This is a genomic window from Bacteroides oleiciplenus YIT 12058, assembly GCF_000315485.1.
Classification (GTDB): Bacteria; Bacteroidota; Bacteroidia; order Bacteroidales; family Bacteroidaceae; genus Bacteroides; species Bacteroides oleiciplenus.
Genome location: NZ_JH992945.1, coordinates 327,224 through 353,013, shown reverse-complemented (window position 1 = coordinate 353,013; position 25,790 = coordinate 327,224). Strand labels below are relative to the sequence as shown.

Sequence of the window (25,790 nt, the reverse complement as noted above, 5' to 3'; positions counted from 1 at the left end):
TTTCTGCTTATTCTTGTAGGGTAATGAATCAGTTACGAGCTACAGGCTACAAGCTACAAGTGCCTTTCGGAACATAGCGCAGCTACTTGTAGCTTGTAGCCTGTAGCTCGTAACTTTATTCATTTCTTTTTCGTAATGAATGAAAGTTATACCCCAATTACAGATAGTATAACCCTTATTACAGACACCTTATTATTCTGAAAAAATAATTCATATCTTTGCTGCTGTTCAAATACTTAGGATTATGGAAAAGGTTATAAATCTGGATAATGTGGACCAGTACAATCATTTGTACGGACTTGAAACATTGCACCCTTTGGTAAGTGTTGTCGATCTTACGAAAGCGACGCGGGCGGTCAATCAAATACAAATGCATTATGGTGTTTACGCACTTTTTTTGAAGCTGGCAAAGACTTGTGATATTAAGTACGGCCGTCAGTCTTATGACTATCAGGAAGGTACTATTGTCTGTTTTGCACCCGGACAGACGATTAGTGTGAGTACGGTTGGTGACCAAATCAGCCAGCCCGTTTACGGTCTCGTCTTTCATCCCGATTTGATTCACGGGACTGCACTTGGGAAAACGATAAAGAACTATACCTTCTTCTCTTATGCAGTGCATGAGGCTTTGCACCTGTCCGACCAGGAGAAAGAAACCGTGATGGACTGCCTGAAGAAAATCAGCATCGAACTGGAGCATCCTATAGACAAGCACAGCAAGTCATTGATTGCAATGAACATAGAACTCTTGCTCAACTATTGCATGCGTTTCTATGAGCGCCAGTTCATCACCCGTAGCAATGCGAATAAAGATGCCTTGACGAAGTTCGAACAACTGTTGGATGAATATTTCCAGAGCGGTCTTCCGATGCAGGAGGGGTTGCCGTCAGTGAAATATTTCGCAGACAGGATTTATCTTTCTCCCAATTACTTTGGTGATATGATTAAGAAGGAAACCGGGAAAACACCCCAGGAACATATACAGACAAAGGTCATCGAACTGGCCAAAGAGCACATCCTCGGAGCGGAAGAAACCATCAGCGAGATTGCTTACAGGCTGGGATTTCAGTATCCGCAGCACCTGAACCGCCTGTTTAAGAAGCGCGTAGGCTGCACCCCGAACGAATACCGACTGCAAAATTCATAGCTTTGAAAAAGGATATATTGAACATAGAGACCGTACATCAGTGTAATTGTTGCCTGGGCAACAAGACACTGCATCCGCTGGTGAGTGCTATTGACTTATCCAAAGCCAACGTGATGCAACGTACCATCAAGTTCGACTTTTACACCCTGTTATTGCTGGAAAGTGAATGTTGCGACTATATCTATGGACGTAAATACTACGACTATTCCAATGCCACCATGTTGTTTCTGGCTCCGGGAGCATCTATCGATATGAATGACGGGAAGGTTCTTCCCCAAAAAGGTTGGCTGCTGGCATTCCATCCGGACTTTCTGTGTAATACCTCTCTGGAGCAGCACGTCAGGCATTGTCCGTTCTTCTCTTACAGTCCCAATGAAGCGTTGCATCTGTCGTTGCGTGAGAAAACGAAAGCTGTGGAGTGTTTCTGCAATATAGAGCAGGAACTAAAGCATGCGATAGACTGCCATAGCAAGGTGTTAATCTCAAGATATATAGAATTGTTGCTGGATTATTGTTCCCGCTTCTACGAACGCCAGTTCATTACGCGGAATGAGGCGAATAAGACAATATTGTGCAAAATGGATACGCTGTTGGATGAATATATCCGCTCCGGGCAGTTGAAGACCAAGATATTGCCGACCGTAAAGTATTGTGCAAATCTACTTCACTTGTCGCCACGCTATTTCATGGACCTGTTGAAGTTTGAAACGGGGAAGAACCTGGATGAATATTTCCAGTTGAAAAGGATAGAGATAGCCAAGAAAATGTTGTCTGCCAATGAGAATACCGTTAGTTCGGTTGCCGAAATATTGGGCTTTTCAAGCGTGCAATATTTCAGCAACCTGTTCAGAAAACTGGTAGGGGTAGCCCCTAATGAATACAGGCTTTCACAGAACTAAGTACTTTTGATGTTCTGCGATATCCACATCCCTATATCTTGTTTGCTAAGCGCTGCCGCCATGAGGTCGGGAAATTTATCGGGTGTACAGGCGAAAGTCGGTACACCGATATTTGCCAGAAACTCCGCATGGCTCTTGTCGTAAGAGGGGGCGCCGTCGTCATTCAGTGCAGGCAGCACGATGAGTTGCACACCACTGTTCACTAAAGATACGAACTTCTTGCGCATTTCCCGGGCATCGCCACCTTCATACAAGTCGGTAACCAGCACCAGTACCGTATCCTGCGGACGGGTAATCACTCCCTGGCAATAGGTCAGGGCACGGGCGATGTCCGTACCTCCACCCAACTGCACGCCAAAAAGCAGATCTACCGGGTCTTGCAAATCATCGGTCAGGTCTACAACTGCCGTATCAAATACTACCATCCGCGTGCTTACTGCCGGAATGGAAGCCAGCACCGATCCGAATATTCCAGAATAAATCACCGATGTTCCCATTGAACCGCTCTGGTCCAGACAGAGAATGATGTCTTTCATCGCTTTCCGCTTCCTGCCGTAGCCGATGCGCACTTCCGGGATAATCGTCTTATATTCCGGCTGATAATTTTTCAGGTTCTTGGTGATGGTGGTTTTCCAGTCTATTTCGTTATAACGCGGATTTCTCCGGCGGGCGGAACGATTGAGTGCTCCCGTCACAGCCTGTTGGGTAGGGGCAGAGAGTTTGCGCAACAATTCATCCACTACTTTGCGGACTACCTGCCGTGCCATTTCCTTGTTCTTTTCCGGGATTACACGGCTGAGCGACATTAGTGTAGCTACCAGATGCACATCCGGCACTACGGTTTCCAGCATTTCCTTTTCCGTCAGCAGTGAGGTGATGTTCAGCCGTTTGATGGCATCGCGTTGGATAACTTGTACCACCGTCTGCGGGAAAAACTCGCGGATGTCTCCCAGCCAGCGGCTTACTTTCGGGGCGGACGAGCCGAGTCCGCCGCGCCGATCACTGTCGTACACAGCTTCCAGAGACTGGTCGATGCGTTGCTCTTCCTGCGTCAGCGTGATGCCTGTACCGTCGGCCTCGTTTCCACCCAATATCAGGCGCCATCTTTTCAGATATTCTTCTTCCATAGTTTACTCTTTACTTCGTTTCAATTCCTAATAATTGGCGGATCAGCGGGATTACTTTGGCAGCTTCCGCTTCATTGTGGGCGGAGACTGTGACCGTCTGCGTCTGTATGCCGCCTGCATCGCTTGCTTTGGCTTTTTCGCCCAGTTTGCGGCGTTCCGGTGGGGTGAACTCGCTGAATGTGCGTTTCAATATGGGGAGCAGTTCCATGAAAGTCTCCTTGTCCTGCCCGCATACCCAGTTGTTTACAAGATTCCAAAGATTGTCATCCAACAACAGGATAGCTCCGGAAGAACGGAGAAATCCTTCGAACCAATATGCCATGTCTGCCGGAGCGTTGCCGACGGAAGAATAGTAACTGAGGGTGTTCTGTGCCTCCTCCGGTGAGATGTCCCCTTTGTCGTTCAGCAAGCGTGTGGCATAGCCGGATAACAGCGGATGTACATTAACGGATGTACGCACCTGGCGGATAAATTCAAGCCACATCGTGTTCAGTTCCGGATCGTTAAGGGTGGATACCGCATAGTCCGTAGACACCAGTTTGTTGAGAATATCCGCTGCCGCCTCTTCATCGATATTGATGCAGACAAGTACGCCTCCTGCAAGGATACGGGCAATCATGGCATGAAGCATATTACCTACTTTGGAGAAATCCAGATTGCGCACATTGCCATAGCGGACGATGCTGACCAGGTCGGGAACGGCTTCCATCATTTCGATAATATCGGTAGAGGCAGCCGAAAGACGGTCGAGTTGTACGGTCATGGCATCTACTAAATCCGGCAGATTGGCGGGAATCACCCGGTCGAGCAGATGGGTGAGTTCCGGAATATGCCTTATCTCTCCGGTCTGTTTGAGCAGATACTTTTGGGTGGCTTCTTCCAGTGTATTTCCCCAGATGGCTTTTTCGATGATGCTGATGATCTGTTCCGGTTTGTGGTAAAGCGTCCATTTTTCCTTGAACGTACCTTTACCGTCGGAGCTGCCCGGGATGGCCCAATCTATTTCTAAAAGGTGCAGGCGGTGGAAGAAGATACTTCTTTCCAGATCGTTCGGTTTACGAAGGTCGAGCGTCAGTTCTTTGATTTCGGCGGTAAACGGAACGCGCAGCCGCTTTTGTGTCTTTTCCACATCTACCAGAAGGGGAACTTTGGGAACATTGTCTGGAACACGCCCCAAACGGTCGCTGATGATAAGTTCTTCTTTGATGATTTGCAGAAGGATGTCGTCGCCAAAGCCCATGACGGTGGTGATGGCTTCGTTGAACTCTGCCAGCGAAGGGGTGGGGAGGTTGCGCAAAGCAGCCGTCACCTGTGCCAGACGAACCGTTTCGATGACGTGGGCCACTGAAATATCCATGTTCTTCTTGCGGAAAAGAGAGGCGGCCTGACTGATCCAGAGAGTACCGTCATCTTCGGGATGATGCCAGAGATAATGATACCAGCCGGGAGACTCTATTCCCGCTCCATACCCGCTGCGGAAGGAGAGGCGGTCGTAGGTCCAGGGTATCCAGGTACATTCTACTTTTACTTTGGCAAGTCCTTTCAGCAGTTCATTGTCTTCTTTCACTTTGGGCATATTTTCAAGTGCAGGCACATGCCAGGCGCCACAAACCACGGCGATACGTTCGAAGTTCTCTTTCTGTGCCGCACGTATCATCTTGCGCATCCAGGCTTCACGGAGCAGGTCGCGGGGAGAGGTATGTTTGGGAAGTTCTTCACGTAGTGCGGTGACCGCTTCTTGCACTGCCAGAAATACGTCGGCACTGTCTTTACGGTGCTCGATGGTAGTTTCCCACCAACATTCGCCATCCGTATATCCGGCGGCTTCCGCCAGATAGTCGAAAGGGTCTCTGTATATATCGGTGGTTCCTTCTTCGGTTTCGGAGGCAGTTTCCTGTTCTTTTGCACTTATTTTCGCTTCTTGAATGCCTGTTTCCGTTTCAGTAATAACTTCCTGTGTCGTCTCTTGTCCTTCCGGTTCGTCCTGCGGCGTTTCTTCTTTTTCTTCTTTGGCAGACTTTTGACTCAGCGCCATAGAGTGTGCTAGGGGCAGATCGAAGAAACGCAACGGCACTTCATTGCGCATTGCATAGCATATCGTCTGCCACTCTGGAGAGAACTCAGCGAACGGATAGAACACGGCATTCTGCGGCTGGTCGGGTTGATAGGCAAGCAGGGCAACGGGCGGTTCCATTTGCTCGTTCAATGCACATGGAAGCAATACCTCAGCTTCTGCCGGACCTTCCAGAAGGATAAGGTCAGGCTGTAGCTCCTGCAAGTATTCCAGTACATTCCGGCACGAACCGGGGCCGTGGTGTCTTATTCCTAATAAATGAATGGACATTTTTTGAGTCTTTTAGTTCATTAAGATTTTATTTGATTAACAGATGATTTGACAAGAGTAACTTCATTCTCCTCCCAGGAGGAGGGGAATTGAGATACTCCTTTGAGACACTCTTATCAAATCATATCTCTTGAAGCCCGGTAAATATCTTTCCATCCATCGCGGTTCTTCACAACCGTCTCCATATACTCCTGCCATACCACTTTATCCTGTACGGGGTCTTTCACCACTGCACCCAGAATCCCCGAAACAAGGTCTTCGGCATGTATCTGCCCGTCTCCGAAATAACCTGCCATAGCCAGACCGTTATTCACCACAGAGATAGCCTCAGCCGTACTCAGCGTTCCGCTTGGACTTTTCAGTTTCGTCTTTCCGTCATTGCTGGCTCCCTGGCGCAGTTCGCGGAAGATGGTAACCACCCGACGGATTTCTTCAAGTGCCGGTTTCTCTGCCGGAAGCTGCATCACCTTTTCAAAGCTTTCCACACGACGGCGTACAATATCTATTTCTTCATCAATGCTATCAGGCAGGGGCAGGATAACAGTGTTGAAACGACGTTTCAAAGCGCTTGATAAATCATTGACTCCTTTATCGCGGTTGTTGGCAGTAGCAATGATATTGAATCCCCGTATTGCCTGTACCTCCTTATTCAATTCAGGAACGGGAAGCGTCTTTTCAGAAAGAATCGTAATCAGTGTATCCTGCACGTCCGAGCCGATACGGGTTAATTCTTCGATACGTCCTATCTTGCCCTCTTGCATTGCTTTCATAATCGGTGTTTGCACCAAAGCCCCTTCACTCGGGCCTTCTGCCAGCAGGCGGGCATAGTTCCATCCGTAGCGAATCGCCTCTTCTCCCGTTCCGGCAGTACCTTGCACTATCAGCGTGGAATTGCCGGAGATGGCCGCAGCAATATGTTCGCTCACCCAACTTTTTGCCGTACCCGGAAGCCCGTAGAGCAAAAGCGCACGGTCAGTTACCAGTGTGGCGACTGCAATCTCCATCAGGCGACGGTTACCTATATATTTAGGTGAAACTTCGAATCCGTTCTTCAGTTTGCCCCCCATCAGGTAAGTAACTACGGATTGCGGAGACATCTCCCAGTTCTCGGGAACAGAATTTGTTTCATTCTTTTTCAGCTCGTGCAACTCTTCTGCGAATTGCTGTTCGGCATGTTGTCTAAGTAAGGTACTCATATTGTTTTTATATTATTTATTGTCATTGAACATGGTATTTATTTTCTCTTTCATTCTCATGTATTCAGTTATCAACCTACTGAATTTGGCTGCGAAGTGGTCCGCTTCATTTGCCAGTGTATATTTCTCCAGTTGGGGATATACTTCCCGGGGCAAGTAGAGCGCCAAGCGTTCTGCGGTCTCTTTGGGAGGATAATAATAATCGCTTTGGAACAATCGCTGCAACACCCGTGCGGAGAACTTTGGTCCCCATTGCTTTCCGTCTTCATTATACCAGGAGTCGAGGGCACTGAGGTTCTTGTTTGTGGTTTGGAAGTCGATTTCTTCCCGTTGTTCAGGTGTCAACAATCCTATCAACGAAGCAAAATAATGTTCACTCGCATCTTCTTTCAGCGTTTGGTAAGCCCATAAGTTATCATTGAAATTCACTATCGGCCGGCGCAGGTTGAAGTATTGACTGAACGGAGGCTTTTTGGCCAGTTTGGCGGCTGCCTTTTCCGGAGAACAGTCGTATAACTCCGCCCAAAAACTGAGGGGCACACGTTCCGCAAGCTGACGCAGAAGAAATTCGTCGTCCTTCTCCATTTTATTGGGGCTGACTTCTTCCAGTCCTAATTTCTTTAGTTCCGGAGTAAAAGCGATTTTCTCATACGACCAGCCCAGCAGCATCTTATGACGGAGTTTTCCACGCAGCAAGTCGCAGTATGTCTTTACCAGCTCGGAGTCGGGCAGGCTGCATAACAGTCGGCGGGCGGTTTCTTTTACATTACTACTCCGGTCGGTGGTGATAATTTCTTGCAGGAAAGGTTCATCCTTCTTGCTCAGGTTGATGCGAAGGCACTGTATCAGTTCGTCACGGTGGGCGGCGGACTCATTTTTCAATTCGGTTTGCAACAAGGCAAGTCCCTGTTCCGGATTTTCTTTTCTCAGACGTTGCAACATTCGCTTCCGTTCTTCGTGCGAGGCAGTTTCCCAAGTCTCGTTTCCGGTGTCTCCCCAGTCGGGAAGTTCCATGTGCGGGAGTAGCCAGCGACCACGGTTTCCCGCCAGCAAAGAGAGCAATGACTGTTCTTCGTGCTTGTCGGGGTTGTTGCGGTCGTAGGCTCGGGAGATTAGCGGGCGCAGATAGAAAGGCGGAATCAGCTTGTTGCACTGCACCGCTTTCCGGTAAGCATATAATAAGAGGTATCGGTTGCGTTCGTTCACCATCTGGACAAGCATTTCACCGACGGTGCGGTCAAAGTAAGGCAGACTGTCTTCCGGAGCCTCACTGATGGCAGTGGTTTCTTCGGCGGACTGCGGTTCTGTTCCGGCACGCTGATAGGCGAAGGTTAACGCTGCTATCTGATAGAAAGCGGCTTCCGCATCTTCGGCTTTTTCCTGCAGGAGGCGGAAGTTCTCTTCCAATGCTTCCGGAAAGCCGGACGGGGTGAATTCTTTGGTTGCAGTTCCCAGTAATGCTGCATTTATGATTGGCTCAGTTATGTTCATCTCTCCAAATATAACAGTTAGATTGATACCACATCGTGTTCAGTTCCCAGCAATTGGCATCCGCCAGCAGGAAAGCGGCAAAAGGCTTTCCGCCTGTGACGGCAAGGATGTCTGTTTTCGTTGTTTCCTGCATCTGCACAGGCATGCGTTCGTTGTTCACGTCCTGTATGTACAGTTGCTTTCCTTGTACGGACAGTCTGATGTTCTCTACCAATATAGGTACGTTTTCGGCAAACGGATTAACTTGCAGCGTTTCCCTGTATCGGCTTGCGGCTTCCTGCAGGTTGCTGCAAAAATGCGGAACGTATGTCTCACCGGATAATTCGCACTCCTTGAACAGTGCGCGCAGGTTGCCTACTCCTTTGTAGAAACAGAGTTTGGCGTGATAGATGCTTCCGGGCACAAGGTTGTATTCGGGCAATGAGCCGGGAGTCGTGAAGCTGAGGTAAACGGCGAAACGGTTGCTTTGCTGGCCATGCAGCCAGTAAATATCATTGTTCAGCTCATTCACCTTTTGGCTCTTTTTGTGGAGTACTATCCATTGGTCCTCAATGACTTCTCCTGCCAGCACATCTTCTTTGGCCTGCGGGTAGCCTATCTGGGTACGGATTTCATTCTGCCAGTCTTCCGGTTGCTGTTCCAGATTTTTATAAGCTTTCATCAACAGATAAAGCTTTCCGAGTTGGTCGGTCAGTTTGTACTTCCAGGTTTCATTGTAGAAGTTGATTTCCTGAATGCTTCTCAACCGGTTGGCAAGTCCGGGAGCCTGTGCATCGACCATGCGGCGGGCAATACCGTCAAAAAGAGCATAAGCCCGTTCCGGTATGTTGATTAACCCGTTGCGCAACAAGTCCTTTATCCAGATTTCCAGTTCGTCTATACCGTTCAGCACTTTGGTATGGCGCATGGCTTGCCGTTTGGCTTGCGCCGTTTCGTCTACGGGAGCATCGCTTTTGGCTTTCTGCTCTTTCTTTTCCGCTTTCTCTTCCCGTTTGGAAAGCCAGGCGGTCACCCAATCCGGTTCGTCCGCTTCTTTGAATAAATCAGTTTGCGCGGCATACAAAAATAAAAGTCCCAATCCGTGTTTACATGGAAACTTCCGGCTTGGGCACGAACACTTGAATGCAACATTTTTTGTATCGACTACGGTCTGGTATGGAGTCTTTCCACTTCCCTGGCAGTGTCCCCAGATGGCACGGTCGCTGTGTTCCAGCAATACCCATTTGGCTTTTGTCGCCAAGCCTTTTCCCGCTTTCACGGAAGCTGCATCCGGGGCTAATTGTATGATTTGTTCTTCTGTTAGATTTAATAACATGATTATTGGGGTCAGTTATTACTATATTTTGATTTGCAAGTATAGCGTTTTTTTTCTGTTTTCCGGCTTTTCCGGGGAAAGAGTTTTGGTAAAATCGCAAGTTTGGATAAGTTCGTTTTGACAGGATATGTCTACATTTGTCCGGTAATCAATAATATGAGAAGAATATGGAAGATTTTGAAAAAGCATTGGTCTGTAATCATAAAAACGACAGGATTCCCGAAGAATATAATTTCTTTGGAAAGTTGGTGGGTGCATGGGACCTTGAATGGAATGACCATCTATGTGATGCGAAAGCCCGACGTGTGAAGGGCGAATGGATTTTCTCGTGGGTACTTGAAGGCATGGCCATACAGGACGTATTCATCGTACCTTCCCGGACCGAGCGGCTTATGGATATCCAGCCGGATGCATCTTATGGCACTACTATCCGGATATTCAATCCCACCACTCTGGCATGGGATGTTTTTTGGGGAGAACCGGGAGAGAGTGTCAGACTGGAAGCCTGTAGGGTGGGTGACGAAATTGTACTGACTGAAATCACCCGGCAGAGTTTGAAGTGGATATTTTCAGATATCACGGATACTTCTTTCGTCTGGAAACGCGTGCGCAAGCAGGAGGATGGAAACTGGCGATTGGAAGCCAAGGCATTAGGGACACGAAAAACTGAATAAGATGGAAGAATGTATATGTCAGAGTTGCGGAATGGCAATGGCTGCTTTAGAGCATTTCGGCACTAATAGGGACAGAAGTCTCAACAAGGATTATTGCAGTTATTGCTATCAAAATGGAGAGTTCACGGAAGAGTCTACTTCTTATAGTTATTTGAAACCAGTGAATCAGGTTATTGATTATATCCAGACTAATCTACAGGAGAAGGTAGAACTGACGGATTTGGCTAATATCGCCCATATTTCCCACTTCCATTTTCACCGGATTTTCAAGTCTGTGATGAACGAAACCGTAGGAGAGTATATTCAGCGTATCAGGTTGGAGAGGGCAGCCTTTAAGTTGCAAACTACTAATCTGACTCTTGTGCAAATAGCCGAGCAGGTGGGTTATCAAACTCAGTTTGCACTGTCCAAAGCCTTCAAAAAGTATTTTGGAATTCCGCCGACTTCATATAGAAGCATGCCTACGGATTTAACTACGCCTGTGAAACGGCGTGAATGTGGAATCTCTGATATTCCGTGTGACATACGGAAGTTGGATCCTTTTGAAGTGGTATATACCCAGGTTATAAGTCCGTATCAATATGCTGATGCATTTACTCAGGCATGGGATAAATTATTGGGCTATGTGAAAAAAGAAGGTATTCCGGACGAGAATACTGGGTATTTTTCTTTTTGCCGCGATGTACCGAGCATTATCTCTTCGCCGGAGTTGCAACGTTTTTACGTCTGTATCAGCAACTCCGACCATTTAAAATCTACCGGAAGTTTCGGAGTTCAAACCATAGAGGGTGGGGTATACGCTGTATTTACAGTATGTGGTTCATACAAGCAATTGCCCGATGCTTATACTTATATATATAGGTATTGGCTTTTCAATAGTGAGTATCAGATTGGAGATAGTATGGTCTTTGAAAAGTATTTGAATTCACCGGATGAGGTAGAAGAGGAAAAACTCATTACGGAGGTATATATTCCGGTAATCAAGAAGTGATTTTTGCCACCGCAGTGGCAAAGTTTTGCCAAGCCTATGGCAAAGTCTTGCCAATACGATGGCAAAAGTTTGCCAATACGATGGCAAAAAATTGCCAATATGGTGGCAAAAGATTGCCAATACGATGGCAAAAAATTGCCAATATGGTGGCAAAAGATTGCCAATATGGTGGCAAAAGATTGGCTATTTCATCAACGGGTTATATGTGTACCTGATTATAAATACATATATTTGCAATACTTTCGACAATGACTAATTTGAAGATAAGAATACCTATGAATACTGATTTTATAAACCTAACAACAGAAAACCTTGCCAGTGAGCATTTGTGCTGTATTATCCGTAGTAAAAAGCCTCATCCAGGTGTTGAAGCAAAGCGGCAATGGCTTGCAGAACGCTTGAAGGAAGGGCATGTTTTCAGAAAGTTGAACGTAAAAGGCTGTGTCTTCATTGAATATGCTCCTCTTGAAACAGCTTGGGTGCCTATCATTGGCAACAACTATTATTATGTGTATTGCCTGTGGGTTACGGGTGGTCCGAAAGGAAATGGGTATGGGCGTGCATTGATGGAGTATTGCTTGGCTGATGCCAAAGAAAAAGCTAAATCCGGCATTTGTATGCTTGGGGCGAAGAAACAGAAATCCTGGCTTTCTGACCAATCATTTGCAAAGAAATTTGGCTTTGAGGTGGTTGATACTACCGATAATGGGTATGAACTGCTTGCACTTTCTTTTGACGGAACAACACCTGAGTTCGCTCCCAATGCTAAGAAATTAGAGGTTGAAAACAAAGAACTAACCATTTATTATGATATGCAATGCCCCTATATCTGTCAAAGCATTGAGAACGTAAAGCAGTATTGTGAAGTGAATGATGTTCCGGTCTCTTTAATTCAAGTGGATACGTTGCAAAAAGCAAAGGAATTGCCTTGTGTGTTCAATAACTGGGCGGCGTTCTATAAAGGAAAGTTTGAAACTGTGAATTTATTGTTGGATGTCAACTATTTAAAGAGAATACTCAAAAAATGAAAATGTAGCTCCGGCTTTTTTTACTCCCTTATGCTGTTAATACCAATATGATAAGTCTGCATTCATCGTTTTTCTATTAATTTTCCGTTTTCCTGTATTCGTTGGGCGTACACCCTACCGCATTCTTGAAGAAACGGTTGAAATATTGTGGATATTGGTATCCCAGCTCGTAGGCTATTTCGCTAACAGATTTTGTTGAAGCGGATAATAACTCTTTCGCCCTGTCGATGATGTTAGACTGTATATATTCCTGTGCCGATTTACCAGTTTCCTTTTTGATTAAATCTCCAAAGTAATTGGAGGATAAGCATAGTTCATCTGCAAAATACTTCACTGTCGGGATTCCTGATTCTTTAGGCTTATCCGAGTCGAAGTAATCATTCAGCAATTCTTCAAATTGCCCCAGTTTATCTTTGTTTTCTTCTTTGCGGGTGTTGAACTGGCGGTCATAAAAACGTGTGCAATAATCAAGCAGTAATTTTATAGTCGAAGTAATAATCAGATTGCTGTGCTTGTCGCTACTTTTTCTGATTTCTTCGTCAATCTGTGTCAGACACTCAATTACAAGTTGTCTTTCCTTCTTGGATATATGCAAAGCTTCGTTTGTGGCATAAGAGAAAAAACTATACTCTTTCATCCGCTTTCCTAAAGGAGTGCCGTGAAGTAAGTCCGGATGAAAAGTCAGCCACCAGCCTTTGGGTTGGAAATACTCACCCGTATCATTATTTCCCACAATCTGCCCCGGAGCAGCAAATACTAAAGTCTCTTCCTGGTAATCATAGAATTTTCGTCCGTATTTTAATAAATCGCTGCATTTTATGTCTTTCAGGTAGATTACATAGAAACCTATGTTTTTGCGTACATGTCTTAGCGGTGCAATTTCAGAAGCATTGATGACACTTACTAATGGATGAATTGTTTCTACACCCAGTAAATCATTGTATTTCTTTACTGTATCCAGTTTCAATATCTCTTCCATATATTGTACGTTTTAGAGGTTTTGTGGCAAATATAATGTTTTTTTCAGTAATCTGTATACCTATTTCAGTAATCTGTCTATTTACTGCCGTCTGTTAATCCCGTAACTTTGCAATATCAAAATAATAACGAATAACCCCTAATGATTATGATGTATCTGAAAGATTGTTTAATGCTGGCAATCAGTAGCTTCTACTTACTTTTTTGTAGTGGCAGTTTGTTGGCACAGACTCCTAAAATTGAACATGCAATGAACAAAAAACAACAAAACATGGTCGCCATTGCTGCTTATACGGGTAAGGGCGATTTAGAACATTTGAAGGTGGCACTTGCCGAAGGCTTGGATGCCGGATTGACTGTAAATGAAATTAAAGAAGTATTAGTACATGCGTATGCCTATTGTGGCTTTCCCCGCAGCCTTCGTGGTTTACAGACTTTCATGGGTGTACTGGATGAACGGAAAGCAAAAAACATCCATGACCGCATGGGGCGTGAAGCATCTCCTGTTACCGACGAACGTAGCAAGTATGATCGCGGCAAAGAAATCCTTTCCAAACTGACAGGTATACCAGCTGATGCTCCCCGTACAGGGTATGCTGCTTTTGCTCCTGAGATTGAAGTGTTCCTGAAGGAACATCTGTTTGCCGATATTTTCGAGCGGGATGTACTAACGTATCAGGAACGGGAAATCACTACCGTTTCTATACTGGCGGCCATTGGTGGCGTAGAACCAATGATACGTTCGCACATGGGAATGTGTCTGAATATTGGTATTACACCTGACGAACTTCGCCACTTGCTTACTATTGTAGAAAGAAATATCGGTCGTGATGAGGCAGATTCTGCGCGTATTGTGTTGAATGAACTACTTCAGGAGAAGGGACTGATTACCAATCCTGGAACTCCCGTAGCAGAATTGGAGAACGGAGTGAGAATGCAGAAAGTAACCTTCCACAACCGCTTTCAGATAGATGTGGTCGGTGATTTATATCTGCCTAAAGATTTTGATACAAATAAGAAATACCCTGCTGTCATAGTAGGCCATCCGTTTGGCGGTGTAAAGGAACAAACCTCCGGACTTCATGCACGCAAATTGGCCGAATTAGGTTATGTGACTCTGGCTTTTGATGCTTCCCATTATGGGGAAAGTGGCGGTTATCCGCGTCGTATGGAATCACCGGAAACGCGTGTGGAAGACTTTAGTGCAGCAGTGGATTTTCTAAGTATTTATCCTTCAGTGGATGGTGAACGCATCGGTGTGTTAGGTATATGCGGTGGTGGTGGCTATTCTGTCAGTGCAGCACAGATAGATCATCGCATTAAAGCCGTAGCTACTCTCAGTATGTATGATATGGGACGCGCCCGTCGTCAAGGTTTGGGGGATATCATCAGCTATGACCAACGCATGAAGACATTGGATGAAATCGGTGAGCAGCGTACCCGTGAGTTTGGTGGAGCCGAAAGACGTGACATCGGTGCCATTCCCGAATCGGTCAGTGATAGAGATACGGAGAACACTCGTGAGTTCTACGATTATTACCGCACGCCTCGCGGTCAGCATCCCAGTTCAACCGGTTATTATACCTTTACCAGTCTGGCACCAATGATGAATTTCTTTCCTTTTGCACAGATTGAAACCATCTCACCGCGTCCGCTACTGTTTATTGTTGGTGAACGTGCGGTATCGGCATATTTCAGTGAAGATGCTTATAGCAAGGCTGCCGAACCGAAAGAGCTGTTCGTTGTTCCCGGTGCATCGCACGTAGATTTGTATGACCGCCCGGAATATATGAAAATAACGCTTCCCAAATTGGATGCTTTTTATAAAGAGTACTTGAAATGATGTACGTATGAGATGAAAACTGCTAATAATTTTTTCTTTCAATAAAACAGTAAACAAATGAAAACTTTATTCTTATTACCATTTATGTTATTGGTAATGTTGGGCATGCAGGCATGTTCCAGTGATGACTTTCAAGAAGATACGGAAGATGTTGATTCGAATGGAATAGATACGGGAGAAGCCGAAACTAAAATGTTGGTAGCCTACTTCTCGGCGACCGGCACTACTCGTGGTGTAGCTAACCGCATTGCAGAGTTGATCGGTGCTGATACATATCGCATTCGAGCTTTAGAGCCTTATGCAAGTAATCCTTATGATGACTCTGATCGCATACAGGATGAAGCCTACAATAACAGACGTCCGGAAGTAAGTAATCTGCCTGAAAACCTTGATAATTATGATATAATCTTTGTTGGCAGTCCTATCTGGTGGCATTACCCTGCTATGGTAGTCTGTACCTTCCTTGAAAGCTATGATTTAGAGGGGAAGACCATTATTCCCTTTTTCACCTATGGCGCCAATACTTACTTCCAGCAATCAGTAGATAAGATTCATGAAGTGACATCCGCTTCTGTCCATTTGCGGGCATTCGGTTCTACCAGAAGTACAAGCGGTGTAGAAAACTGGCTGCATGAAATAGGTATGTTAGCTGCAAACTGATGGAAGTATAACCTGTTAATTGAAAAAGTATAAAAAAGTAGATATGATGAAAAAATATTATTTATCCCTCGGAGTATTGGCAGCACTGATTTGCTGCTCTCTCGCTTTTGCAAATTCTGTATCCGTGAAATGTACTGATAGTGCAACGGAAATAGTGGAAACGGCAGAAATAGCTGAATCCATACCCCGAAGTAATGGTAAGATACTGGTGACATACTTCACCTCACCCGAAACAGACGGAGTGGATGCTGTAGCAGGTGCCAGTCGCGTGATTGTAAATGGTGATCTATATGGAAATACCGAATATATAGCCAAAATCATCAGTGAAGCAACTGGTGGAGATATGTTTGCCATCAAGACTGTTCATGTCTATCCCGGCACACACAAGGAACTGATTGATGCTGCAAAAAAGGAAGTAGAATCTGCGGCTCGTCCCCAATTGGCTACACACATTACGAACCTGAAAGATTATGATGTGATATTCGTCGGCTTTCCCAACTGGTGGTATGATATGCCGATGCCTCTCTATAGTTTCTTTGAAGAATACGACTTCAGTGGGAAAACGATTGTTCCTTTCTGTACACATGGTGGAAGTGGTTTCTCCCAGGCTTTGAAGACTATAGTCGGACTGGAAAAGGATGCAAAAGTAGTGAAGGGGTTACCTGTCTCACGAAATGGCGTGGAAGATGCAAAACCGCGTGTACTGAAATGGTTGCAAGAATTAGGTTTTGTTGCTGCTAAATAGATTCTTAATTTGGGTACACTCTCTTTTTTGATTATATTTGCCTCATAACTTAAAAAATACCACAGTTATGAGAAAAGTACAACTATTGCTAATTTGTTTAGTGCTTTCAGTGGCTGCTTCTGCTGCTGATAAAGTCGTTAAATTACCAAAGCCCAATTTGAATCGTGCCGGTGCGGTAATGAAAGCATTGTCTGAACGTCAGTCTACACGCGAATATGCTTCGAAGGCATTGAGTCTTGCTGACTTGTCGGATCTGTTATGGGCTGCTAACGGAATCAACCGTCCGGAGTCTGGAAAACGGACAGCTCCGTCGGCTTTGAATAAACAGGATGTAGATGTGTATGTGATACTGCCCGAAGGGAGCTATTTGTACGACGCAAAAAATCATCAGTTAACTCTGGTTTCCGAAGGAGATCATCGCGATGCGGTTGCTGGTGGACAAGATTTTGTGAAAGCGGCTCCGGTATCTTTGGTACTGGTTAGTGATGTTTCCCGTTTTGGTGATGCTCAAAAAGCACAGAATCAAATGGTGGGAGCTATGGATGTTGGTATTGTTTCGCAGAATATCTCTTTGTTCTGCTCTGCTGCCAAGTTGGCTACAGTGCCACGTGGTTCGATGGATGCTGCTCAGCTAAAGAAGGTCTTAAAACTGAAAGACGCTCAGATTCCTATGCTGAATCACCCTGTGGGCTACTTTAAATGATGAGATGAATAAAAGAAATGAGGAGCAAAGACAACACTAATGTTGATTTTGCTCCTCATTTTTTGTGAAGTGGGATATTCACATGAATTTAGTCCACTTTATTTTTTAGCCTTATTTATTTGTATCTTCAATGGTACAGATACTAACGCGGTTCCAATCCGGTTCTGTGAACATATCGCCCACTCCCTGACCTTCGGCTGTAATACGGTCGGGACTGATTTTGTACTTCTTCACCAAGATGGACTTCACAGCTTCGGCACGTGCATTGGCAATTCTTGCATTCACTTCGGCACTGCCTTCCGGAGAAGCGTATCCTTTAATGGTAACTACTGTATTTGTATACTTTTTCATATAAGAAGCTACACGTTCAACGTTTGGTAATTGTGAAGCATCTACTGTAGATCTGCCTTGTCCGAATGTGATGATGGATTCCGGAATCAGGTTTGTTTTCTTCACTACAACAACTTTGGCTGCTTCATTGCGGCATTCGTTGAGTTCTTGTTTCAGACCGCCGATTGTCTGGGTAGCATCGTTTATCACATTATTTCTTTCATTTACCTGTTGGCGTAAGTTATTGATCGTACCGTTCAATTCACTGATTTCGGCTGGATCATATAGTTTTGCCAAAGTGAAGTGATGGCTTCCGTTACTGCCGCTGAAGTGGTAGGCTACGCCTGCTGTTAGTTCAAATGCTGCATTGTTTGCATTGAAGCGGCTCCGGTTGTGGTCACCTTGCATATCATATACTAGTGCCGGTTTCACCCCAATAGTCCACGCTTTGCTTTCGCCAAGGTTGAAGTTGAAGTTCGCTCCGAAACGACTGGACCAGGAATTCACATCTCCAGGGCCGTTCATGTAGTAGTGCAACCATCCCGCACCGGCTACGGCTTCGACTTCGAATATGCGAGGAGTGCCTGTATAGCCTGCGAACAGGTTCATCAAGTTGACTTTACCCAATAAGCTAAGGTCGGAAGCATCGAAAGCAGTTTTGCTATTCGTGGTATTTATATATCCCATACCTTGAACTCCCAATCCGAAAACAGGAGTCAGTTGTTTGGTAAACTCAATTCCCAAAGCCGGGCGGGCATTCTTGAAGAATGCACTGTGGGTTACGGGAGTTATTATACCGGTTTTTAGTTCTACAGACCAATTGTCTGTGAATTTGCTGCCTTGTACGGTAGTCTGAGCATTCGCTGTGAGTGCTGCTGCTACAAAAACTGATAGAATAATTGATTTTTTCATAATTAAAATAATTAAATTTTATATATCCTGACTGGTTTATCTCCTTTCAGGAGTTAATAGTTTTGGTTTAAATTGTCGAAAAACAGGCACTTTGCTTAAAATAAATAGAACTGATGGAATCTCTTTTTCATAATTCAGTTTTCTTTGATTTATAGTTAAGTCTGCTGTTTATTTACAACAACATTATTTTTGAAAAAATAGTTCATTATCTTAAAATGGAATTAACAACTATTCATCATTCATATCTTAATTTACTGGTGGAATTGAGATGGTCTGAAAATAAATTAGCCGTTTCTGTAACATTCTGAAGCCTCTTGTATCTAAAGGGTAAATCTAAAAATGAATGATAATGAAAAAAGTATTTTTTATCTTAGTGGCATTTCTTGCTTCCTCTTTAGCTCTTGCACAAGACTATTCCTTTTCAGTAATTAAATCAGGAACGGGAAAGCAGGCCATTATATTTATTCCCGGGTTTGCCTGTTCGGGAGATGTCTGGAGGGAAACTGTTGAGGTATTGAAGGAGGATTATACTTGCTATGTTTTGACGATGGCAGGCTTTTCAGGGGTTGTACCGGAAAAGAACCCTTCATTTGAGAGCTGGAAAATGCAGATAGCCTGGTTTATAAAAGATAAGAAAATGGAAAAGCCGATTCTTATTGGTCATAGTATGGGAGGAGGGTTGGCTCTTGCAATTGCGGCTGATTTTCCTTATCTTGCCAGGAAAATAGTAGTAGTGGATGCTTTACCTTGTTTAATGGCTCTGAGTAATCCGGAATTTAAGTCGGTTCCTGCTAAGGATTGCTCGGAGATGATTAACCGGATTACCGCGATGAATGAAGAACAGTTCGTCCAGATGCAAAGAATGAGTACTGCAAGTCTTACTACTGATTCATTGAAATTCGATGAGATCGTAAGTTGGGGATTGAAGTCCGACCGGGAAACATTCGCTAAAATGTATTGCGATTTTTCGAACACGGATTTGAGAGAACGGATAAAGAGCATAACAGTTCCTTCTTTGATTTTACTGGAACCTCATTTTAGGAATATAGAAACGGTCATAAAAGAACAATATAAGAATCTGTCTACAGTGCAGTTTGCATATGCTAATAAGGGGTTGCATTTCGTGATGTTTGATGATAAAGAGTGGTTTATGAATCAGATAAGAGAATTCATTAAAGAATAAGAAGTGGAATTTGAAGTAATATATAAGGAATACTGGAGCAAAATATTCCGTTTGTGTATGGGATACGTAAACGACTATAATTTAGCGCAGGATATGGCTCAGGACACATTCATCAAAGTCTGGCAACATCTGCCTGCTTTCAGGAATGAAGCCAATATCAGCACCTGGATATTCCGTATTGCAACCAACAACTGCCTTCGCCAATTGGAGCGGCAGCAACGAATCGTTTCAACCGAATTACCTGTTGATTTACCCGAGGAGGAGGTTGTAGATATCGAACCTCAGATCCGCATATTGTATAAGTCTATAGCCGAACTTCCAGAGATAGACCGTATCATTATTTCGTTGGAACTGGAAGATGTCAGGCAATCGGATATTGCGCAAATTGTAGGATTGTCCGAGAGCAATATCCGAGTGAAAATCCATCGTATAAAAGCGTTGTTAACAAAGAAAATTAAAGAGTATGGGAAATGATATAGATATTAGGGAGTTGTGGAACAAGCAAATGGTTCCGGTTGTTGACCAGTCCGACATATTTGGAAAAATAGAAAGTTTCAGAAAAAAGAGAATCAGGAGAACGATCATCCTCAATGTGGTCTTACTGCTTACCATTCTTTTTATCATCTTTATCTGGGTGCACTTTAAACCACAATTGATGAGTACCAAAATCGGAATTATACTGTCAGTTCTGCCAATGGGAATGGTTCTCGTTTTTAATAATGGCTTGACTTCATTATATAGGAAAATAGACGAAAAACAGTCGAATATGGATTACCTGAATGCTTTGCTTGAGGTTAGAAGCAGGGAATATATCATGCAGACTAAACTGATGAACCTCTATTTCATTTTATTGTCCGCAGGAATTGGACTCTATATGTATGAATATACTTTAAACAGGTCTTTAATATTCGGTGTGGCAGCATATTCTGTTGTACTTTTATGGATCGGTTTTAACTGGTTCTTTTTGCGGCCGAGAATGATTGAAAAGAATAAGCGAAAGATGGAAGACTTGATAAAACAAATAAAGAGACTCTTATGAATTTCAGAACCTGTATAGCTTTTAATTCTCCAATACTGATATAAAGAGCACTATTAGTCTATTCTGTTGCGGTAGAATTAAAGAAGAATCTGTAAATTTGTAGCAAAACAGATATGCGTTATGCCTGAAACAATTCCTCAGTTCTATAAGAGAATACAATGCTACGACCCGAAGCCGGCTGCCGTTTATTCCAAAGAGAAAGAATACTTCAATCTCTTCTCCCGGCAATGTAACTTCGGGACGGTGCAATTCAGTTATCGGGATTTCTATAAGGTGACTCTGATTATGGGTACGGGAAAATTGTATTATGCTGATAAATGGATATTTGTGGACCGTCCTGCCTTGTTATTTTCTAATCCCTTGGTGCCTTATGCGTGGGAGTCTGTCAGTGAAGAACAGAAAGGAATGTTTTGTATCTTTAATGAGCAGTTTGTACGAACGGAAGAGAAGAACGGCTCTTTAGCAAATACGCCTTTGTTCAGGCTGACGGGTGATAAGGTTTTCTTTTTGGATGAAGTGCAATTGGCGAATGTGCAAAACATATATGCCCGGATGCAGGAAGAACTGCAATCTGATTATGCAGGCAAGCCTGATGTCTTGCGGTGCTATCTGCATTTATTGATACATACGGCTGTGAAGATGCAGGATACCAATCAGTATGAATCGCACCCGAATGCTTCGCAACGCATTGCTGAATTGTTTCTTGAACTATTAGAGAGACAGTTCCCGGTAGATTACCCCCGTGCCGCACTGATTTTGCATACTCCTGCCGATTATGCCGACCGGTTGTCCGTACACGTCAACCATCTGAATAAGGTTGTTAAAGAGACTACCGGAAAAACGACATCCGAACTGATTGCCGGAAGAGTCATCAAAGAAGCTACCCAATATTTGCAGCATACTAATCGTTCCATATCTGAAATAGCATTCAGCCTGGGTTTTGAATCTATTTCCTATTTCAGTAAATTCTATCGTAAACATACCGATCAGTCACCGACCAAAGTGCGGGAGCAGGCAACTATTTGATTTGTATAAATGATGCTTTGAATAGTGCTAATCCATCCGTGTACTATCGCCTAATTTTGCATCGACTTAAATATAAAGATTATGAAGTATAGAAAATTAGGTAAAACGGATGTGCAACTGTCCGCAATAGGATTGGGTTGCATGGGGATGAGTGCCGCATATGGCACGGCGGATGAGAAAGAGAGTATGGCAACGTTGTATCGTGCCCTGGAACTTGGTGTGAACTTTTGGGATACGGCGGATGTCTATGGCAACGGAGCTAATGAAGAACTGCTCTCTAAAGTGCTGTGCGAAAAGAGAAATCAAGTTTTTATTGCAACGAAGTTCGGTTTCAGGTTGCGTAATGAGAAAGGCAGCGTGTTTGGCGGAGGCGAGAGCTATGTGGATGGTTCTCCCGCATATGTCCGGCAGGCGGTGGAGAAAAGCCTCAGGCGGTTGAAGATTGAGACGATAGATTTGTACTATGCCCACCGGATAGATCCGTCTATTCCTGTTGAAGAAACGGTAGGGGCGATGGCAGAGTTGGTGAAAGAAGGCAAGGTGCGTTATCTGGGACTGAGCGAGTGTTCTCCCGAAACTCTGAGGAAAGCTAATGCCGTGCACCCCATTGCAGCCGTTGAGAGTGAGTATTCTTTGCTGACTCGTGATGAAGAAAAGGAAATATTGCCATTGACAAAAGAATTGGGGATTACCCTGGTACCTTTTTCACCGTTGGGCAGGGGACTGGTGACTAATACAATTCACGTGGAAACTCTGGGAGCAGATGATTACCGAAAGCATCTGCCCCGCTACAATGGCGAACATTGGGAAAACAATCAAAAATTATCTGCCGGATTTGCGGAAATCGCAGTGGGGAAAGGGATTACTCCTGCACAACTTGCCTTAGCCTGGGTATTGGCACAAAGTGAGAATCTCATTCCTATACCGGGAACCAAACGCCTCCGGTATCTGGAAGAGAATGCAAAAGCTGCCGATATGAATTTGTCTGCCGAAGATATTGCGGACATAGAACATCTGTTGAAGAAGTACCCCAATGTCGGTGACAGATACAATGAGCGTGAATTCAAGTTTGTAGGTAAATAAGCATCGGGGGCAACCTCCGGATATTTATTTCTTCTTCAATTTGAGAATCCAGTCTGACATATCTTTCAGAACTTCCGGACTTATTGTTTCTTCCAGTTGTCCGTATTCGTTGATAGTACAAGTCTTGCACACTTGAAACAGATGGTTCAGGCCGGGATATTCTTTAGTGGTGACTTGTTTGTTTCCGTTGGATTTCACCCACTGTTCCACGGCTCCGAGGTTTATGTCGGCATCTACTTGCAGGTCTTTCTCTCCATTGAGAGCCAGGACGGGGCATTTGGTCTTCTTTAAGTCGGAAGTTGGGTCATATCTCATGAAATGCAAATACCAGGGGGAGAGCATTGAGTTCATTTGAGCCTCTGCCTGTTTCATGATGTTGATATCTTGTAGTTGTCCGGGAGAAAGTGTTTGCACAACATTGGCATACAATTCCTTCCGGATTTCTTCTGCACTCTTATCCTGGGTTAATAAAGCGTAGCGGGTGCGTAGCACGGGTTTAGTCAATTCCCATGCAGCATCCGGCATACCGCTGGATTTGAAAATCATTTCACTTTGTTTCAGCATCAGGCTGTCTCCCTGAATGGTAGCACCTGCCAATGAAACGATAAAAGCCACCTCTTTATTCCGGGCAGCCAGCATAAAAGCAACAGTTCCCCCACAGCTATGCCCAATGATTCCTATCTGTTTGGAATTTATCTCTTTCCTGCTTTTCAGATATTGGAAAGCAGCTTCCGCATCGCTGGCAAAGTCTTCATTCGTGGCAGATGCATATACTCCTTTCGACTTGCCGACACCTCTGTCGTCGCAGCGCAGAACGGCTATTCCGTTGCGGGTTAAATAATCGGCAATCACTAAGAAAGGTTTGTGTCCCATGATTTCTTCATCCCTGTTTTGCGGGCCACTACCGGTCACTAATACTACTGCCGGGAATTTACTCCCTTGTTCAGGCAAAGTCAATGTTCCGGCAAGTGTGATGCCGACTTGTGGATTTTCAATGGTTATGTCTTCCACTTTATAAGGGAAAGGCGGTTGAGGCTCTTGCGGACGGTTAATCTTGGCGGATTCTCCTTTTTCCAAATCTAATTTCAATAGAATGCCTTGTGTGAAGTTTCCATATATCTTGTTGTCCGCTCCGAGTTTTCCCTTATAAGAGGCATGTATATTGGGAATCTGAATCGTTAGTACCGAATCTTTGAAAAGGGTTGATTCTGTAGGAATACCCTTAACTCCCTGATCCGGACTGTCGCAGGTGGATGTATAACCTTGTTCCGTCTTTTGCAGATTGAAACAAATGGTAAGTGAGCCGGTAGGGAGTGATAGTTTCCCGTTCCATGTACCTGAAATATCCTGGGAATAGATGCAAACAGGAACAAATATTCCCATTAGTAATAAGGCAAACTGTTTCTTCATCAGAGTAGTTTTTATATGTATTGATTGTCAAAGTTAGTAAAAGAAATGACAAGGGAATAAATATTCATTCTAAATATCACCGGCAGATGTGAAAAACATAATTTTAAATCAGGTGTGCAAGTGGATTTATGGCGGGAATCAATATATTTGCGGGTTGTAATTTCATGGTAAGAGTTTATTCGTAGCAAAAGATTATTAAATGAAGAAATCAATCCCCCGGTATACGTTTTATAAGCATAAGTATGGGAGTGAACTTTTAGTGGATGTCGTGGAACTGAAATACGTGAAGCGGTTTCTGGCTAAAGGGGCTGTGCATACGTTGACTTATTATGACATTACTTTCATTACGGAAGGAGAGGGGAGATTCTCTATTGATAATCAGATATGTGAAGCAATTCCCGGCGATGTATTCTTCTCCAAACCCGGCGAAATACGGAATTGGGATACGAATCATATTGCAGATGGTTATGCGCTGATTTTCGAAGATGAGTTCTTGTCTTCCTTCTTCAAAGACCCTTTGTTTGTGCAACATCTCCCGTTCTTCAATCTGGAAAAGACAGCTTCTAAACTCCATTTGATGGATGAACTTTATGAGCGCATGATGCAGCTTCTGCATGATATAAAGGCAGAGATAGGTTTGTACAAGCAGAATGACGTGCATGTGCTGAGGGCATTGCTTTACGAAGCCCTTATGCTGCTGAACCGGGGGTATCTGAATATGCTATCTCGGGGAGAGAAGGATAAGGAAGCCGGCAGCATTCACGTCAGCAGATTTGTAGAGCTGGTTGGAGCGAATCTGAAAGAACAACATTCCGTCCGTTTTTATGCGGATAAGCTTTGTATTACTCCCAACTATCTGAATGAGATTGTGAATTCGGCAATGAACCTCAGCACCAAACAATATATCCTGAATAAGATTATGGATGAGGCTAAAAAGCAGCTTATCTACACCGATATTTCCATATCAGATCTGTCATTTGAACTTCATTTCTCCACCGTTGCCTATTTCGTGCGTTGTTTCCGGCAGTGTACGGGAGAGACACCATTAGCTTACCGGAAACTGTATAAACCGTAAAAAGTGCTATTTCTCCCTTTGTTTTTATTGCATTGATGTTCTGTGTCGTGCTTATCTTTGCCGCAACAATAACCAATAAAATAATGAAATGATGAGAGATGCAGAGAAAACAGTAGGAGGTATGATTGATAAGTTGAAGACCGCTTTCATCGGTTCGATAGATGCAGAGGGGTTTCCGAATATCAAAGCTATGTTACAGCCTCGGAAAAGGGAGGGGATAAAAGTTATCTATCTGACCACGAATACTTCGTCGATGCGTGTTGCACAATACCGGAAGAATAATCGTGCAAGCATTTATTTTTGTGATACGCGATTCTTCAGGGGAGTGATGTTGTGCGGTACAATGGAAGTGCTGACGGACAACGCCAGTAAGGAAATGATATGGCAGGAAGGCGATACCATGTATTATCCGGGAGGTGTGACAGACCCGGATTATTGTGTCCTGAAGTTTACGGCAATTTCCGGGAGGTATTATAGTAACTTTAAATCGGAAAGCTTTGCGGTTGAGTAGTTGGCTAAGTCGTGCTCTGTTCAGTTTAGAAATGAAACAAATGATAAGCAAAACTATCTCAATTCTCCTCCTCCTGGGAG

At 44.2% G+C, this 25,790-nt stretch carries 24 protein-coding genes; 16 read left to right on the top strand and 8 right to left on the bottom strand.

The genetic code is table 11. The annotated features are described in order from the left end of the window. Positions 1 to 244: 244 nt before the first annotated feature. Positions 245 to 1,147: a helix-turn-helix domain-containing protein gene (locus HMPREF9447_RS24305; protein WP_009132327.1), complete on the top strand. Its 903-nt coding sequence runs from the start codon at positions 245 to 247 to the stop codon at positions 1,145 to 1,147. A gap of 2 nt (positions 1,148 to 1,149) precedes the next feature. After that, complete coding sequence (locus HMPREF9447_RS24300; protein WP_044138624.1) at positions 1,150 to 2,046, top strand: helix-turn-helix domain-containing protein; 897 nt, start codon at positions 1,150 to 1,152, stop codon at positions 2,044 to 2,046. On the opposite strand, the gene HMPREF9447_RS24295 is transcribed toward HMPREF9447_RS24300, so the two are convergent. The 5 genes from HMPREF9447_RS24295 to HMPREF9447_RS24275 form a co-directional block, all read right to left on the bottom strand. Further along, entirely contained in the window at positions 2,043 to 3,173 is a 1,131-nt protein-coding gene (locus HMPREF9447_RS24295) for a vWA domain-containing protein (RefSeq protein ID WP_009132325.1), read from the bottom strand. The two genes, HMPREF9447_RS24300 and HMPREF9447_RS24295, sit on opposite strands and share 4 nt — an antisense overlap. A 10-nt stretch (positions 3,174 to 3,183) precedes the next feature. Continuing rightward, the gene (locus tag HMPREF9447_RS24290; protein ID WP_009132324.1) at positions 3,184 to 5,517 is read right to left on the bottom strand and encodes a DUF5682 family protein; all 2,334 of its coding nucleotides are present in this window, start codon (positions 5,515 to 5,517) and stop codon (positions 3,184 to 3,186) included. Positions 5,518 to 5,633: 116 nt separating this feature from the next. After that, positions 5,634 to 6,713: an ATP-binding protein gene (locus HMPREF9447_RS24285; protein WP_009132323.1), complete on the bottom strand. Its 1,080-nt coding sequence runs from the start codon at positions 6,711 to 6,713 to the stop codon at positions 5,634 to 5,636. A 12-nt stretch (positions 6,714 to 6,725) separates the two neighbouring features. Continuing rightward, the gene (locus HMPREF9447_RS24280; RefSeq protein WP_009132322.1) at positions 6,726 to 8,204 is read right to left on the bottom strand and encodes a DUF5691 domain-containing protein; all 1,479 of its coding nucleotides are present in this window, start codon (positions 8,202 to 8,204) and stop codon (positions 6,726 to 6,728) included. Continuing rightward, the gene (locus tag HMPREF9447_RS24275) at positions 8,191 to 9,519 is read right to left on the bottom strand and encodes an SWIM zinc finger family protein (protein WP_009132321.1); all 1,329 of its coding nucleotides are present in this window, start codon (positions 9,517 to 9,519) and stop codon (positions 8,191 to 8,193) included. The genes HMPREF9447_RS24280 and HMPREF9447_RS24275 overlap by 14 nt, the downstream gene beginning before the upstream one ends. 167 nt (positions 9,520 to 9,686) lie before the next feature. On the opposite strand from HMPREF9447_RS24275, the gene HMPREF9447_RS24270 reads away from it, so the two are divergent. From HMPREF9447_RS24270 to HMPREF9447_RS24255, 3 genes are all read left to right on the top strand, one after another. Beyond that, entirely contained in the window at positions 9,687 to 10,193 is a 507-nt protein-coding gene (locus HMPREF9447_RS24270) for a hypothetical protein (RefSeq protein WP_009132320.1), read from the top strand. 1 nt (position 10,194) lies between these two features. Then, entirely contained in the window at positions 10,195 to 11,184 is a 990-nt protein-coding gene (locus tag HMPREF9447_RS24265) for a GyrI-like domain-containing protein (RefSeq protein ID WP_009132319.1), read from the top strand. A 275-nt stretch (positions 11,185 to 11,459) separates the two neighbouring features. Beyond that, the gene (locus HMPREF9447_RS24255; RefSeq protein ID WP_009132318.1) at positions 11,460 to 12,212 is read left to right on the top strand and encodes an N-acetyltransferase; all 753 of its coding nucleotides are present in this window, start codon (positions 11,460 to 11,462) and stop codon (positions 12,210 to 12,212) included. Between the two features lie 76 nt (positions 12,213 to 12,288). Here the strand turns inward: HMPREF9447_RS24255 and HMPREF9447_RS24250 are convergent, their stop codons facing one another. Beyond that, the gene (locus HMPREF9447_RS24250; RefSeq protein WP_009132317.1) at positions 12,289 to 13,191 is read right to left on the bottom strand and encodes an AraC family transcriptional regulator; all 903 of its coding nucleotides are present in this window, start codon (positions 13,189 to 13,191) and stop codon (positions 12,289 to 12,291) included. Positions 13,192 to 13,338: 147 nt separating this feature from the next. Here HMPREF9447_RS24250 and HMPREF9447_RS24245 point away from each other — a divergent pair, with 147 nt between their 5' ends. The 4 genes from HMPREF9447_RS24245 (at position 13,339) to HMPREF9447_RS24230 (ending at position 17,141) form a co-directional block, all read left to right on the top strand. Beyond that, positions 13,339 to 15,033: an alpha/beta fold hydrolase gene (locus HMPREF9447_RS24245; protein ID WP_009132316.1), complete on the top strand. Its 1,695-nt coding sequence runs from the start codon at positions 13,339 to 13,341 to the stop codon at positions 15,031 to 15,033. 57 nt (positions 15,034 to 15,090) lie between these two features. Next, complete coding sequence (locus HMPREF9447_RS24240) at positions 15,091 to 15,693, top strand: flavodoxin (RefSeq protein ID WP_009132315.1); 603 nt, start codon at positions 15,091 to 15,093, stop codon at positions 15,691 to 15,693. A 43-nt stretch (positions 15,694 to 15,736) separates the two neighbouring features. Then, entirely contained in the window at positions 15,737 to 16,438 is a 702-nt protein-coding gene (locus HMPREF9447_RS24235) for a flavodoxin (RefSeq protein WP_009132314.1), read from the top strand. Positions 16,439 to 16,505: 67 nt separating this feature from the next. Beyond that, a complete protein-coding gene (locus HMPREF9447_RS24230) occupies positions 16,506 to 17,141 on the top strand; it encodes a SagB/ThcOx family dehydrogenase (RefSeq protein ID WP_009132313.1) in 636 nt (211 codons plus the stop codon). Positions 17,142 to 17,252: 111 nt separating this feature from the next. Here HMPREF9447_RS24230 and HMPREF9447_RS24225 read toward each other — a convergent pair whose 3' ends face one another. Further along, the gene (locus tag HMPREF9447_RS24225) at positions 17,253 to 18,383 is read right to left on the bottom strand and encodes an OmpA family protein (protein WP_009132312.1); all 1,131 of its coding nucleotides are present in this window, start codon (positions 18,381 to 18,383) and stop codon (positions 17,253 to 17,255) included. A 349-nt stretch (positions 18,384 to 18,732) separates the two neighbouring features. On the opposite strand from HMPREF9447_RS24225, the gene HMPREF9447_RS24220 reads away from it, so the two are divergent. From HMPREF9447_RS24220 to HMPREF9447_RS24200, 5 genes are all read left to right on the top strand, one after another. Further along, the gene (locus HMPREF9447_RS24220) at positions 18,733 to 19,566 is read left to right on the top strand and encodes an alpha/beta fold hydrolase (protein WP_009132311.1); all 834 of its coding nucleotides are present in this window, start codon (positions 18,733 to 18,735) and stop codon (positions 19,564 to 19,566) included. A gap of 3 nt (positions 19,567 to 19,569) precedes the next feature. Continuing rightward, positions 19,570 to 20,040 carry an RNA polymerase sigma factor gene (locus HMPREF9447_RS24215; RefSeq protein ID WP_009132310.1) on the top strand — a complete coding sequence of 157 codons (471 nt, stop codon included), beginning with the start codon at positions 19,570 to 19,572 and terminating at the stop codon, positions 20,038 to 20,040. Continuing rightward, positions 20,030 to 20,605, top strand: coding sequence for a hypothetical protein (locus HMPREF9447_RS24210; protein ID WP_009132309.1), 576 nt, complete (start codon positions 20,030 to 20,032; stop codon positions 20,603 to 20,605). Before HMPREF9447_RS24215 ends, HMPREF9447_RS24210 begins: the two co-directional genes overlap by 11 nt. A 120-nt stretch (positions 20,606 to 20,725) precedes the next feature. Beyond that, positions 20,726 to 21,631, top strand: a complete 906-nt coding sequence (locus HMPREF9447_RS24205) for a helix-turn-helix domain-containing protein (protein ID WP_009132308.1) — start codon at positions 20,726 to 20,728, stop codon at positions 21,629 to 21,631. 81 nt (positions 21,632 to 21,712) lie between these two features. Further along, positions 21,713 to 22,714 carry an aldo/keto reductase gene (locus HMPREF9447_RS24200; protein ID WP_009132307.1) on the top strand — a complete coding sequence of 334 codons (1,002 nt, stop codon included), beginning with the start codon at positions 21,713 to 21,715 and terminating at the stop codon, positions 22,712 to 22,714. Positions 22,715 to 22,738: 24 nt separating this feature from the next. On the opposite strand, the gene HMPREF9447_RS24195 is transcribed toward HMPREF9447_RS24200, so the two are convergent. Further along, on the bottom strand, positions 22,739 to 24,124 hold the full coding sequence (locus tag HMPREF9447_RS24195; protein WP_009132306.1) for an alpha/beta hydrolase family protein: 1,386 nt from the start codon (positions 24,122 to 24,124) through the stop codon (positions 22,739 to 22,741). A gap of 199 nt (positions 24,125 to 24,323) precedes the next feature. Here HMPREF9447_RS24195 and HMPREF9447_RS24190 point away from each other — a divergent pair, with 199 nt between their 5' ends. Together HMPREF9447_RS24190 and HMPREF9447_RS24185 are read left to right on the top strand one after the other, a co-directional pair. Beyond that, positions 24,324 to 25,199, top strand: a complete 876-nt coding sequence (locus tag HMPREF9447_RS24190) for an AraC family transcriptional regulator (RefSeq protein WP_009132305.1) — start codon at positions 24,324 to 24,326, stop codon at positions 25,197 to 25,199. An 88-nt stretch (positions 25,200 to 25,287) separates the two neighbouring features. Beyond that, positions 25,288 to 25,710 (top strand): pyridoxamine 5'-phosphate oxidase family protein, encoded by a 423-nt coding sequence (locus HMPREF9447_RS24185; protein WP_187389047.1) that lies wholly within the window; start codon positions 25,288 to 25,290, stop codon positions 25,708 to 25,710. Positions 25,711 to 25,790 lie beyond the last annotated feature (80 nt).